We start from the raw sequence: 12485 nt of genomic DNA on the forward strand, positions 1-12485 counted from the left end.
CGAAAGGATCAGCGGCGATGCGGGGCGCGCCAGGCCTGCGTGCGGCGCAACAGGCGATACGAGATGCAGGCGAACAGCACGCAGGCGAACGACGAGGTCGCGAGCACGAGCGTCGCCATCGCGGCGGCCGGGCCCATCTGGCCCGCGTCGTCGAGGTTCAGGATCGCGACGGAGGCGGGCTGCGTGTCCGGCGAGTACAGGAACGCGACGGCGGAGACCGTCGTCATCCCGTTGACGAACAGGTAGCGCGCGATCAGCAGGATCGCGGGCAGGCACACGGGCACGGTCACGCGCAGGAAGGTCTTGTAGAACGGCACCTTCAGCGACGCCGACACGGCCTCGAACTCGCTGTCGATCTGCCGCAGCGCGGTGACGGCGGTCAGGTGGCTCGACGCGTAGTAGTGGACGACCGTGACGATCGCGAGCAGCCACAGCGACCCGTACAGCCCGTTCAGCGGATTGCCGGGCGCGTTGAACAGGAAGATGTAGCTGATGCCGAGCACGAGGCCGGGCACGCCCATCGGCAAAATCGCGCACAGGCTGATGAAGCCGCGCAGCCAGCGTGCGCCGCGGGTCTTCTCGATCAGGTAGGCGCCGCCGAACACGACGACGGTGCCGCCGAGCGCGACCGTCGCGGCCATCCGCAGGCTGTTCTTGTACGCGTCGAAGATGCCGGCCCCGATCAGCCCCATCCGGTAGTGCTGCAGCCCGAGGCTCATCTGGTACGGCCAGAACTTCACGAACGACGCGAACACCGAGATGCCGACCACCGCGATGAAGAACGCGCACACCAATGCGCAGTACGCGAGCATCGCGGCGTCGAAGCCGCGCGACGGCTTCGGCTGGTACGGCGTCGAGCGCGCGCCGAGCTGCGACTGCTGGCGGCGGCGGATGAAGAAGTCGACGCCGAACGCGACGAGGGCGGGGCACAGCAGCATCAGGCTCACGACCGCGCTGCGGTTGAAGTCCTGCAGCCCGATGATCAGCTTGTAGATGTCGGTCGACAGCACGTTGTACGAACCGCCGATCACCACCGGCACGCCGAAGTCGTTGATGCACATCGTGAACGCCACCATCGTCGCGCTGATCAGCCCGTACTTCGCGCCGGGCAGCGTGATCGTGAAGAACTTGCGCGTGCGGCTCGTGCCCATCGCGTCGGCGGCCTCGTAGAGCCGGCCGTCCGCGAGCGACAGCGCGGTCACGAGGATCATCAGCACGTGCGGGAACGATGCGTACACCATGCTCAGCACGATGCCCGGCAGCCCGTAGATCGAATGGCCGTGCAGCAGCGGCTTGAGCAGCCCCGCGTTGCCGAACCAGTAGATGAACGACACGGCCGACAGCAGCGTCGGCGCGAGCAGCGGCAGCAGTGCGATCGTGCGCGCGGCGTTCTTCAGCGGCATGCACGAGCGCGTCAGCGCATACGCGAACGTGAACGCCATCGGCACGACGATCATCGTGACGAGCGCGCCGACCGTCAGCGAATGGAGCATCGAGCGCAGCACGCCGCTGTCCTCGAGATACTCGACGAAGTTGTGCGCGCCGACGAAACGGCCGTCCGCGTCGACGAAGCATTTCTGCACGACGAGCGCGAGCGGCAGCAGCAGGAACAGCGACATCAGCGCGGCCATCGCGACGAGCGCGAGCTGCGCGATGCGGTCGTGCCAGTGCGTGAGCTGCCGCACGTCGGCGGGGGCGGCCGCGCTGCGGCGGCGTTCGGTCAGGACGGTGCTCATTGCAGTCGCTCCTTCGCGCTCGGGAACACGCGGACATGCTCGCGATCGAGCGCGAGATCGATACGCGCGCCGGCCTGCACGCCGGTGCGGTCGACGTCGTGATACGACAGGTCGGCGACGATCTCCTGGCCGTCGAGCCCGTCGATCCGGAAGCTCACGCGGCAGAACGCGCCGAGGAATTCGAGCTTCTCGACGCGGCCGGCCAGCAGGTTGTCGGCCGTCTCGCCCGGCACGCGGATGCGCAGGTCCTCGGGCCGCACGTAGACCGACACGGCCGCGCCCTGGGCGGTGCCATGGCGGCAGTCGAAGCCGACGCCGCCCGCGCGCAGCGTGCCGTCCTGCGCGACTTCGGCGGGGATCGTGTTGACGCGGCCGATGAAGTCCGCGACGAACGGCGATGCGGGCTGGCGGTAGATTTCGAGCGGCGTGCCGATCTGCTCGATCACGCCGTGGTTCATCACGACGATCCGGTCGGCCATCGACAACGCTTCTTCCTGGTCGTGCGTGACCATGATCGTCGTCACGCCGAGCCGCTGCTGCAGCGCGCGGATCTCCTGGCGCAGCCGCACGCGCACGCGCGCGTCGAGCGCCGACAGCGGCTCGTCGAGCAGCAGCAGGCCGGGCGACGTCGCGAGCGCGCGCGCCAGCGCGATGCGCTGCTGCTGTCCGCCGGACAGCTGGCCCGGATGCTTGCGATGGCTGTCGGGCAGGCCGACCAGCGCGAGCAGCGTATGCACGCGCTCGTGGATCGCGTCGCGCTTCATCCTGCGGTTCACGAGCCCGTACGCGACGTTGTCGTAGACGGTGAGGTTCGGAAACAGCGCGTACGACTGGAACACGATCCCGTAGTCGCGCAGTTGCGGCGGCAGCCGCGAGATGTCGCGGCCGTCCTGCATGATGTGGCCGGCGCTTTGCGCCTCGAGCCCCGCGATGATCCGCAGCAGCGTGGTTTTCCCGCAGCCGGACGGCCCCAGGAAGCAGATCATCTCGCCCTTCATCACGCTCAGGTTGATGTCGGTGAGGACCTGTGTGTCGTTGTACCGCTTTTCGATGCGTTCTACGCTCAGATAGGGTGCCATGCACGCCTCCACGCTGAGGGCGGCCCGAAAGCGGGCCGGATACGACGAAGAAAAGGGATGCGGGGCGGCGCGTGGCGCGGCCCCGCCGCCGGTTGCGGCGCTATTGCCGGGTTATTGCTGTGCCTTCGCCCCGTAGCGCTTCTGCCAGGTATCGAGGATCGACTGGCGGTTCTTCGCGGACCACACGAAGTCGTTCTTCACGAGCATGTCCGCGTAGTTGTCGGGGATGCCGGCCAGCTTGCGCGCGACGCCCGGGTACGCGACGATCGCCCACCAGCGCGCGGTGATCTCGTTCGCGTCCTTGCTCGCCATGAAGTCGGCGAGCTTCTTCGCGGCGTCGGGCTGCTTGGTCGTCTTCATGATCGCCGTGCCTTCCATGTCCCAGCCGAGCCCTTCCTTCGGGAACACCAGGTCGATCGGCGCGCCCTGCGCCTGCAGTTCGTGGCCGCGGAACTCGAACGAGATGCCGATCGGGAATTCGCCGGTGCCGGCGAGCGTGCACGGCTTCGAACCCGAGTGCACGTACTGCGCGACGTTCTTGTCGAGCGCGTCCATGAACTTCCAGCCACGGTCGTCGCCGAAGGTCTGCAGCCACGCCGTGACGTCGAGATAGCCGGTGCCCGACGACACCGGGCTCGGCATCACGATCGCGCCCTTGTAGACCGGCTTCGTCAGGTCTTCCCACGAGGTCGGCTTCGGAATGTTCTTCGCCTGCGCGGCGACGCGGTTGTAGCAGATCGTCGCGCCCCACACGTCCATGCCGACCCAGTGCGGCGGCGTGTTCGCGTCGCTGTACTTGCGCGTGAGCTGGTCGAAGCCCTTCGGCGAATACGGCATCAGCATCCCCTGCAGGTCGAGCAGCGTGAGGCTCGACGCGGCGAGGCCGAGCACGACGTCCGCGCGCGGGTTGTTCTTCTCCGCGAGCAGCTTCGCGGTGACCGAGCCGGTCGAGTCGCGCACCCAGCGGATCTCGATATCGGGGTTCGCCTTCTCGAATGCGTCCTTGTAGGGCTTCATCGCCTCGTCTTCCAGCGCGGTGTAGACGAGCAGCGACGTCTTCGCGTGCGGCGCCGAGCGCGACCGCGGCGGCCAGCGCGACACGCGCCGCGCCCGTCGCCCATGCATTGAAACGCTTGTGTACCGGCACTTCGTTCATCTTCAGACCCCTTGACTGTGGCGCCGCGGCACGCGGCGGATGCGTGGAGACCAGCCCTCTTCATACTTCCTCGTGCTTCCGTCATTTGCTTTCTGTTCTCTGCATGTTGTTGACAATCTACAAATCATCAATTTTAATGTCAAGCATGGAAAACACCTCCTCGGCGCGGCGCGGGCGCCGACAGCTCAACCCCCTTCGAACCGAAAGGACTGAACGTCATGACTGAAACGCCTGTATCCGTGGAAGTGAACGGCCGCCGCTACAACTGGATGAGCCGCCCCGTGGTGGTGGTCTGCGTCGACGGCTGCGCCTATGAATATCTCGAGATGGCGGCCGAGGCCGGCGTCGCGCCGTTCCTGCGCACGCTGCTGAAGCCGGGCACGGCGCTCAAGGGCGAGTGCGTGGTGCCGAGCTTCACGAACCCGAACAACCTGTCGATTGTTACCGGCGTGCCGCCGGCGATCCACGGGATAAGCGGCAACTACTTCTACGATCGCGACACCGGTGCCGAGGTGCTGATGAACGATCCGAAGTACCTGGTCGCGCCCACCGTGCTCGCGACCTTCGCGGAACAGGGCGCGCGCGTCGCGGTCGTCACCGCGAAGGACAAGCTGCGCCGCCTGCTCGGCAAGGGGCTCAAGGGCATCTGTTTCTCGTCGGAGAAGGCCGACGAGGCGAGCCTCGAGGAAAACGGCATCGACGACGTGCTCGAGCTGGTCGGCAAGCCGGTGCCGAGCGTGTACAGCGCGGACCTGTCGGAATTCGTGTTCGCGGCCGGCGTGCGCCTGCTCGAGACGCGCCCGATCGACCTGATGTACCTGTCGACGACCGACTACGTGCAGCACAAGTGCGCGCCCGGTACCGACGGCGCGAACGCGTTCTACCAGATGATGGACACCTACCTGAAGCGGCTCGACGAGCTCGGCGCGATCGTCGCGATCACGGCCGACCACGGGATGAACGCGAAGCACGACGGCGAGACCGGCGAGCCGAACGTGATCTACCTGCAGGAGCTGTTCGACGAATGGCTCGGCCACGACGCGGCGCGCGTGATCCTGCCGATCACCGATCCGTACGTCGTGCACCACGGCGCGCTCGGCTCGTTCGCGACCGTCTACGTGCCGGCTTCAGCCGATGCCGACGCGCTGCGGGCGCGCCTCGCCGCGGTGGACGGCATCGAGGTCGTGCTGACGGGTGCCGAAGGCTGCGCGCGCTTCGAGTTGCCGCCCGACCGGATGGGCGACCTGATCGTGATCTCGAAGCAGGACGTCGTGCTCGGCACGCGTCGCATCAAGCACGACCTGTCGGGTCTCGACGTGCCGCTGCGCTCGCACGGCGGGATCTCCGAGCAGATCGTGCCGCTGATCTTCAGCAAGCCGGTCGCGACCGACGTCACGGGCCGCGCGCGGCTGCGCAACTTCGACATCATCGACATCGCGCTCAACCATCTGCAGTGACGCGTCCGCGTCCGCCAGGGAGACACTCATGAACGCCATTGCAGCATCGACGGCGGTTCGCGCGCTTCATCGTGAAGCACTGCGAATCGATGGTGAAAAGATTCATCGCGACGCGGTGATCGAGGTGCGCAACCCGTATGACGGCGCGCTCGTCGGCACCGTGCCGAAGGCGACGCTCGACGACGTGCGGCGCGCATTCGCGGTCGCGCGTGCCTACCGGCCGTCGCTCACGCGCCACGAGCGCGCGGCGATCCTGCGCCGCGCGGCCGACATCGTGCGTGCGCGCACCGCCGAGATCGCGGCGCTGATCACGGCCGAGGCCGGGTTGTGCATCAAGGATTCGACGTATGAAGCCGGGCGCGTGGCCGACGTGCTCACGTTCGGCGCGGGCGAAGTGCTGAAGGACGACGGGCAGATCTTCTCGTGCGATCTGACGCCGCACGGCAAGAAGCGCCGCGTGTACACGCAGCGCGAGCCGCTGCTCGGCGTGATTTCCGCGATCACGCCGTTCAACCATCCGATGAACCAGGTCGCGCACAAGGTGGTGCCGTCGGTCGCGACCAACAACCGGATCGTCGTGAAGCCGTCGGAGAAGGTGCCGCTGTCGTGCTATCTGTTCGCGGACATCCTGTATGAAGCCGGCCTGCCGCCGCAGATGCTGCAGGTGATTACCGGCGACCCGAAGGACATCGCGGACGAGCTGATCACGAACCCGGCGATCGACCTGATCACGTTCACCGGCGGCGTGTCGATCGGCAAGTCGATCGCGTCGCGGATGGGCTACCGGCGCGCGGTGCTCGAGCTCGGCGGCAACGATCCGATCATCGTGATGGAAGACGCCGATCTCGACGAGGCGAGCACGCTCGCCGTATCGGGCTCGTACAAGAACTCGGGGCAGCGCTGCACCGCGATCAAGCGGATGCTCGTGCACGAGGCGGTGGCCGATCGCTTCACCGAGCTGGTCGTCGAGAAAACCCGCGCTTGGGGCTACGGGAATCCGGCCGATCCGTCGGTCGACATGGGCACGGTGATCGACGAAGCGGCCGCGAAGTTCTGCGAGCAGCAGGTGAACGATGCGATCGCGCGCGGTGCGCGGCTCCTGGTCGGCAACGTGCGCGACGGCGCGCTGTATTCACCGACGGTCATCGATCGCGTGACGCCCGACATGCCGCTCGTGAAGTACGAGACCTTCGGGCCCGTGTCGCCGATCATGCGCTTTCGCGACATCGACGAGGCGATCCGGATGTCGAACAGCACCGACTATGCGTTGTCGTCGTCGGTCTGCACGAACCGCTTCGACAGCATCACGCGCTTCATCACGGAGCTGGAAGTCGGCAGCGTGAACGTGCGCGAGGTGCCGGGCTACCGGCTCGAACTGACGCCGTTCGGCGGCGTGAAGGACTCGGGCCTCGGCTACAAGGAAGGCGTGCAGGAAGCGATGAAGAGCTTCACGAATACGAAGACCTATTCGCTGCCGTGGTGAGCGGTGTGTGATGCGGACGCGCCGGCTCGACGGCCGGCGCGCGGAATGTCCCCTTGGCGGGATGCGGCCGCGACGGCCGCCAGGCGACGGTCAATCGTCGTCGTCGCGGTGATGTCGCCAGCCGCGATGCCAGCCGTTGTCGTGCCGGTAGCGGCGGTAGCGATATTCGCCGTAGTACGGGCCGTAATAGGCGGGCGCCGGCTCGTACACGACGGGCGGCGGCGTGTAGTAGACCGGCGGCGGAGCCTCGATCACCGGCCCCGGCACGCCGAAATACACGCCGATGTCGGCGTGCGCGAACGCGCTTGCCGACAGGCAGGCGGTCGCGATGCCGAGGGCACTGGACAACAGGATGCGTTTCATTTGCCGTTCACTCCGTTCGTGGGGGCAGGTCCCGCGAGCAACAGGTTCACCTGCTTTCATGGTACGTAGCGCATGCCGAATGGGTGATACCGCGGTGTCGCTTCTGTAACCGCCGGTAACGAATCGTCGGACGATTGCCGCGCCGCATCGCGGCGGATCTCATCCGAGGGATGAGCGTGGCGGGCCGGCGCGTTATTCGACGCGCTCATATCGTTAGCCGATTTGCGTTTTTGCCGGGCTTCGATGCGTCGGTAGAATTCGCGGACCGCTCGCGCGGCTGCTCGGGCCGGCGGGGCCACTCCCTTCCATCGTTCGGGGTCCGCACCATGAAATTCCTTCGCTCCATCCTGGTCGTCGCATTGCTGCAGGCCGTCGCGGCCGCGGGCGCGCTGGCTGCCGACGACCTGTCGCGGATCAAGTCGGCCGGCGTGTTCCGGGTCGGCACCGAAGGCACGTATGCGCCGTTCACGTATCACGACGCGTCGGGCCAGCTGACCGGCTTCGACGTCGACATCGCGAGCGCGATCGCGCAGCGGCTCGGCGTGAAGGCGGCGTTCGTCGAAGGCAAATGGGACGGGCTGATCGCGGGCCTCGACGTGAACCGCTACGACGCGGTCGTCAACGAGGTGTCGATCACCGATGCGCGCAAGGCGAAATACGATTTCTCGACGCCGTATATCACGTCGCACGCGGTGCTGATCGTGCGCGCGGACAACACGTCGATCCGCGCGTTCGACGACCTGAAGGGCAAGAAATCCGCGAACACGTTGACGAGCAATTTCGGCAAGCTCGCGGCCGCGCACGGCGCGGACGTGGTGCCCGTGCAGGGCTTCAACGAATCGATCGACCTGCTGAGTGCGGGGCGCGTCGACGCGACGATCAACGATTCCCTGTCGTACCTCGATTTCCGCAAGCACAAGCCCGACGCGAAACTGAAGATCGCGGCGACCGACTCGACCGGCGCCGGCGATGCATCGGGCGTGCTGCTGCGCAAGGGCAGCCCGGCACTGGTGGCCGCGATCGACCAGGCGCTCGCGGACATCAAGGCCGACGGCACCTACGCGAGGATCTCGCAGAAGTACTTCGGCCGCGACGTGTCGCAGCCGTGACGCGAGGCTGACCGATGCCGCCCTGGCTGCACCTGATGGCGGAATCGCTGCGGCCCCTGCGGGTGGCGGGGCTCGTGTTCACGGTTCCGCTCACGCTCGCGTCGTTCGCGATCGGCCTGCTGCTCGCGTTCGGCGCGGCGCTCGCGCGCCTGTTCGGGCCGCGCTGGGCGCAGGCCGGCGTCCGCTTCTACATCTGGCTGTTTCGCGGCTCGCCGCTGCTCGTGCAGCTGTTCGTGATCTTCTACGGGTTGCCGAACGTCGGCATCGTGCTCGATCCGCTGACCGCCGCGGTGATCGGCTTCTCGCTGAACGTCGGCGCGTACAACGCCGAGGTGATCCGCGGCGTGATCGAATCGATCCCGAAAGGGCAGTGGGAAGCCGCGTACTCGATGGCGATGACGCGTGCGCAGGCGCTGCGTCGCGCGATCCTGCCGCAGGCCGCGCGCGTCGCGCTGCCAGCGCTGTCGAATTCGTTCATTTCGCTCGTGAAGGACACGTCGCTCGCGGCCGTGCTGACCGTGCCCGAGATCTTCCAGGCCGCGCAGCGCATCGCGGCCGTCACCTACGAGCCGCTGATCCTCTATACCGAAGCCGCGCTGATCTATCTGCTGTTCAGCTCGGTGCTCGCGTCGCTGCAACACCGGCTCGAACTCCGTTTCGGCCGTCACGCGCTGTTCCACGCGGAGTTGCGATGATCCGCCTCGAATGCATCGACAAGTCGTTCGGCGCGCAGCGCGTGCTGAGCGGGATCGACCTCGCATTGCAGCCCGGCAGCGTGACCGCGTTGATCGGGCCGTCCGGCAGCGGCAAGAGCACGCTGCTGCGCTGCGTGAACCTGCTCGAAGTGCCGGAGACGGGCGCGCTCACGGTCGGCGACGCCCGTATCGATTTCGCGGCGGGGCGCCGCCCGTCGCGCGATCGCGTGTTCGCGGTGCGCCGTCAAACCGGCATGGTGTTCCAGAACTTCCAGTTGTTCCCGCACCTGAGCGTCGTGCAGAACGTGATGGAAGGGCTCGTGACCGTGCAGCGCTGGCCGCGCGAGCAGGCACGCGAACGGGCGCTCGCGTTGCTCGCCAAGGTCGGCATTGCGGACAAGGCCGACGCATGGCCCGCGACGCTGTCGGGCGGCCAGCAGCAGCGCGTGGCCATCGCTCGCGCGCTCGCGCCGTCGCCGCAGGTGCTGCTGTGCGACGAGCCGACGTCGGCGCTCGATCCCGAATTGTCAGTCGAGGTCGTCGAGGTGTTGCGCCAGCTCGCGCGCGAAGGCACGACGATGCTGATGGCGACGCACGACCTGCGCCTGGCCGCGTCGGTCGCGCACGATGCGGTGTTTCTCGCCGATGGCCGCGTCGTCGAGGCCGGCGCATCGCGCGAGCTGTTCGGGCGACCGCACGATCCGCGCACCGCGAAGTTCGTCGCGACGCTCGCGCAGGGCGTGCCGGCCTTCTGACGCGCGACGCCACGCGGCCGCGTTGGCGATCAAGCCTGTCCGTGTCCGTCGAGCACCGCGGCGACGATCGCTTCCGGCGCATCTTCCTGGACGAGGTGGCCCGCGCGCGGCACGCGGATCAGCTTGCCGCCCGCGATGCGATCGGCGAGCGCCTGCCCCTGTTCGAGCGGAATCCACGCGTCGTCCTCGCCCCACACGATGCGCACCGGAAAGTCCGGCGGTGCATAGCGGGCCTCGGCTTCTTCGATGTAGCGCTGGCGCATCTGCGCGATCTGTCGATAGAACGCCGGCTGGCCGGCCGGCGTGAGCCACGGCGAGCGGTAGATCGACAGCACGTCGTCGCTCAGCGGCCGTGCGGCCGCATTGCCGATATAGGCCGACACGAGTGCGTGATGCGCATACGCCGGCAGCCCGGTGAACGCGGCTTCGTGCTGCGCGACATGCCGCACGAACGGCGAGCCTTGTGGCGCGATCGCGACCGGGTTCACGAGCGTCAGGTCGGAATACGCTATGCCGTCGAGGAAATGCGTGCGCAGCACGGTCGCGCCGCCGTAGTCGTGCGCCAGCACGCGCGGACGGGAAATATGCCATGCGTCGAGCAGCGCGCCGAACAGCACGTTCTGCCGGCCGAGCGAGACGTCCGTGTCGGGCATGTCCGACTGGCCGTAGCCGAGCAGGTCGTAGAAGAACACGCGATGGCGTCGCGCGAGCCACGGCGCGATCCGGCGCCACACCTGCGATGAAAACGGCGTGCCGTGCACGAGCACGAGCGGCGGCCCTTCGCCGAGCGTGCCCCACGCGATCCGGTGACCTTCAAACATGAAGCGATTGGCGAGCTCGAGCATCGGCGCCTCCGTGCTAACCTGTTTAGGTGGTTAACAGGTTACGCCTGTTCATCCGGATATGAAACCGATAGGTGGAAATAAATGGTTACTCGACACGAGCCTGCGCGACTGGCGCATGCATGGGGCGCGGCCGATTTCGTCGGCGGCCATCCGGCGCTCGACTTCCTGAACACGGTGGCCGACACGGGCAAGACGCGCGACGAGGACAAGCTCGTCGACTGGGCGGCCGTGCGTGGCTGGGCCGGGAACTCGGGATTGCTGGTGGGGGCCGACCTGGCGCGGTTTCTGCATCATCCGCGGCAGGACGGCGCGGACGCACTCGCCGCGCTGCATGGTTTTCGCGAGGAGGCGTATGCGGCGCTCGCGCACCTGACGGCGGGCGAAGGCGGCAGCGCCGGCGCGCGCGCGGCGGAGCGGCTCGCCGAGGCGATTCGCGATGCGATCGGGCGCAGCACCTTCGACTCGGTCGATGGCCGCTTCGCGTGGCGCCCCGATGCGCGCGCCGCGTCGCGCTGGATCGACGCGGCGGCGCTCGGGTTCGAGCATCTGCTGCGCGGCGACGATTTCGCGCGTGTGCGGCAGTGCGGCCGATGTACGTGGTTCTTCGTCGATCGCGGCCGCGGCGTCGGGCGACGCTGGTGCGACATGCGCACGTGCGGGAACCGCGCGAAGGTGGAGGCGTTCAGGGAGCGGTGAGGCGGGCGCCGCGGCGTTGGCGGCCCGGCTCCGCATTCGTCATTCGACGAGTTCGTGCGACCGATGCTCGGGCCACAGCGCCCCGACGACGAACAGTCCGGCGATGAGGAACGGTGCGCCGATCGCGAACAGGATCGCCGTGAGCCCCCAGCGGTCCCAGAACCGGTCGATGACCGCGCGCTCGGGCGTGACGGGGTCGTACAGCACGTTGACCACCTCGCCTTCGAACAGCCCGGGATGCGATGAAGCCGAGCCTTGCGCGAACGTGACCGGGCGGCCGCTGTCGGTCGTGAACGCGACGCTCACCGAATAGAGCGACGTGCGGGTGCGGGACGAGCGTGCGGTTTCGGCGATCTCGACGACATGGCCGGTCGAGTGCGCGTAATGGCGGGCGATCTGCCACTGGCGCAGCCCGGCAGCACCGGCGCCGGCCAGGAAACCGGTGCCGATCGCGATCGGAATCAGCGCGATCGCGATGTTCCAGCGGCGCCGGGCCGTCGTGCGGGCGGCCGGTGCGGAAAGCGGGTCGGCTTGCCGGCCGCGGCGCTCGTGTGCGTACAGCAGGCTGGCGATCGCAAGGGACGCGACTGCGAGCAGTGCCGGCACCGCGACGGGAAACCAGCGTTGCGTGAAATCGTCGATCAGCGCGGGACGGTTCGGATGGGCCGGATCGACCAGGACGTCCACGCTTTCGCCGATGTCGTACGCCGGGACCACCGATGCGGTATTGCCGGCGACTTCACGTCGGCGACCGTCGTTCGCGAGGTAGGCGACGATCGGGCGGTAGGCACGCATCGCGTCGCTGTCCTGCACGATGCGCACGACCGTGCCCGGCGCGCGGACCAGATCGCCGGCCGCATGGCTCGCGGTGACGGCGAGCATGGCGGCGACCACGAGCAGCGCTACGCCGAGCGCGAGCGCGACGAGCGCGTCCTTACGCGGCATGGCCGGATCCGTGGTGTACGTCGTGCGACGCGGCCGGATGCGATCGGGGGGATGGCGCGACTCGACGTGCGCGCCGTTGTCGGCGTGACCATGCCCTCTGAATGGTCGCGTCTCGCTCACATGATTCCATGTTTGACGTCCCATGCTCTCTCAGTGCCGGCGGCGA

The 12485-nt window shown here is 67.8% G+C and carries 12 protein-coding genes; 6 read left to right on the plus strand and 6 right to left on the minus strand.

Going from position 1 to position 12485, the window contains the following annotated elements:
- Positions 1-8: 8 nt before the first annotated feature.
- From U5771_RS27815 to U5771_RS27825, 3 genes are all read right to left on the minus strand, one after another.
- Positions 9-1736: a putative 2-aminoethylphosphonate ABC transporter permease subunit gene (locus tag U5771_RS27815; RefSeq protein ID WP_322026955.1), complete on the minus strand. Its 1728-nt coding sequence runs from the start codon at positions 1734-1736 to the stop codon at positions 9-11.
- Positions 1733-2815: a putative 2-aminoethylphosphonate ABC transporter ATP-binding protein gene (locus U5771_RS27820; RefSeq protein WP_322026956.1), complete on the minus strand. Its 1083-nt coding sequence runs from the start codon at positions 2813-2815 to the stop codon at positions 1733-1735. The genes U5771_RS27815 and U5771_RS27820 overlap by 4 nt, the downstream gene beginning before the upstream one ends.
- Positions 2816-2926: 111 nt before the next feature.
- A complete protein-coding gene (locus tag U5771_RS27825; protein WP_415859440.1) occupies positions 2927-3940 on the minus strand; it encodes a putative 2-aminoethylphosphonate ABC transporter substrate-binding protein in 1014 nt (337 codons plus the stop codon).
- Positions 3941-4189: 249 nt separating this feature from the next.
- Between U5771_RS27825 and phnA the strand changes: the two genes are divergently transcribed.
- Both phnA and phnY read left to right on the plus strand, forming a co-directional pair.
- Positions 4190-5428 carry a phosphonoacetate hydrolase gene (phnA, locus tag U5771_RS27830; RefSeq protein WP_322026957.1) on the plus strand — a complete coding sequence of 413 codons (1239 nt, stop codon included), beginning with the start codon at positions 4190-4192 and terminating at the stop codon, positions 5426-5428.
- A gap of 28 nt (positions 5429-5456) precedes the next feature.
- The gene (gene phnY, locus U5771_RS27835) at positions 5457-6911 is read left to right on the plus strand and encodes a phosphonoacetaldehyde dehydrogenase (RefSeq protein WP_322026958.1); all 1455 of its coding nucleotides are present in this window, start codon (positions 5457-5459) and stop codon (positions 6909-6911) included.
- 90 nt (positions 6912-7001) lie between these two features.
- On the opposite strand, the gene U5771_RS27840 is transcribed toward phnY, so the two are convergent.
- Complete coding sequence (locus tag U5771_RS27840) at positions 7002-7274, minus strand: hypothetical protein (protein ID WP_322026959.1); 273 nt, start codon at positions 7272-7274, stop codon at positions 7002-7004.
- Between the two features lie 326 nt (positions 7275-7600).
- Here U5771_RS27840 and U5771_RS27845 point away from each other — a divergent pair, with 326 nt between their 5' ends.
- Genes U5771_RS27845 through U5771_RS27855 form a run of 3 tightly spaced genes read left to right on the plus strand, consistent with a single transcriptional unit; the run spans position 7601 to position 9833 of the window.
- Entirely contained in the window at positions 7601-8383 is a 783-nt protein-coding gene (locus U5771_RS27845; protein WP_322026960.1) for an amino acid ABC transporter substrate-binding protein, read from the plus strand.
- A 14-nt stretch (positions 8384-8397) separates the two neighbouring features.
- Complete coding sequence (locus U5771_RS27850; protein WP_322026961.1) at positions 8398-9078, plus strand: amino acid ABC transporter permease; 681 nt, start codon at positions 8398-8400, stop codon at positions 9076-9078.
- Positions 9075-9833 carry an amino acid ABC transporter ATP-binding protein gene (locus tag U5771_RS27855; RefSeq protein ID WP_322026962.1) on the plus strand — a complete coding sequence of 253 codons (759 nt, stop codon included), beginning with the start codon at positions 9075-9077 and terminating at the stop codon, positions 9831-9833. Before U5771_RS27850 ends, U5771_RS27855 begins: the two co-directional genes overlap by 4 nt.
- Before the next feature lie 29 nt (positions 9834-9862).
- Here U5771_RS27855 and U5771_RS27860 read toward each other — a convergent pair whose 3' ends face one another.
- Complete coding sequence (locus U5771_RS27860) at positions 9863-10678, minus strand: alpha/beta fold hydrolase (RefSeq protein WP_322026963.1); 816 nt, start codon at positions 10676-10678, stop codon at positions 9863-9865.
- A gap of 81 nt (positions 10679-10759) precedes the next feature.
- Between U5771_RS27860 and U5771_RS27865 the strand changes: the two genes are divergently transcribed.
- On the plus strand, positions 10760-11374 hold the full coding sequence (locus U5771_RS27865; RefSeq protein WP_322026964.1) for a CGNR zinc finger domain-containing protein: 615 nt from the start codon (positions 10760-10762) through the stop codon (positions 11372-11374).
- A 39-nt stretch (positions 11375-11413) separates the two neighbouring features.
- Here the strand turns inward: U5771_RS27865 and U5771_RS27870 are convergent, their stop codons facing one another.
- Complete coding sequence (locus tag U5771_RS27870) at positions 11414-12463, minus strand: DUF3592 domain-containing protein (RefSeq protein WP_322026965.1); 1050 nt, start codon at positions 12461-12463, stop codon at positions 11414-11416.
- Between the last annotated feature and the right edge of the window lie 22 nt (positions 12464-12485).

The organism is Burkholderia sp. BCC1977 (genome assembly GCF_905339595.1).
Taxonomy (GTDB): domain Bacteria; phylum Pseudomonadota; class Gammaproteobacteria; order Burkholderiales; family Burkholderiaceae; genus Burkholderia.

Coding starts and splice junctions, on each gene's coding strand:
- U5771_RS27815 (WP_322026955.1), bottom strand. CDS start 1,736: ATGAGCACCGTCCTGACCGAACGCCGCCGCAGCGCGGCCGCCCCCGCC.
- U5771_RS27820 (WP_322026956.1), bottom strand. CDS start 2,815: ATGGCACCCTATCTGAGCGTAGAACGCATCGAAAAGCGGTACAACGAC.
- U5771_RS27825 (WP_415859440.1), bottom strand. CDS start 3,940: ATGCATGGGCGACGGGCGCGGCGCGTGTCGCGCTGGCCGCCGCGGTCG.
- phnA (WP_322026957.1), top strand. CDS start 4,190: ATGACTGAAACGCCTGTATCCGTGGAAGTGAACGGCCGCCGCTACAAC.
- phnY (WP_322026958.1), top strand. CDS start 5,457: ATGAACGCCATTGCAGCATCGACGGCGGTTCGCGCGCTTCATCGTGAA.
- U5771_RS27840 (WP_322026959.1), bottom strand. CDS start 7,274: ATGAAACGCATCCTGTTGTCCAGTGCCCTCGGCATCGCGACCGCCTGC.
- U5771_RS27845 (WP_322026960.1), top strand. CDS start 7,601: ATGAAATTCCTTCGCTCCATCCTGGTCGTCGCATTGCTGCAGGCCGTC.
- U5771_RS27850 (WP_322026961.1), top strand. CDS start 8,398: ATGCCGCCCTGGCTGCACCTGATGGCGGAATCGCTGCGGCCCCTGCGG.
- U5771_RS27855 (WP_322026962.1), top strand. CDS start 9,075: ATGATCCGCCTCGAATGCATCGACAAGTCGTTCGGCGCGCAGCGCGTG.
- U5771_RS27860 (WP_322026963.1), bottom strand. CDS start 10,678: ATGCTCGAGCTCGCCAATCGCTTCATGTTTGAAGGTCACCGGATCGCG.
- U5771_RS27865 (WP_322026964.1), top strand. CDS start 10,760: ATGGTTACTCGACACGAGCCTGCGCGACTGGCGCATGCATGGGGCGCG.
- U5771_RS27870 (WP_322026965.1), bottom strand. CDS start 12,463: ATGGGACGTCAAACATGGAATCATGTGAGCGAGACGCGACCATTCAGA.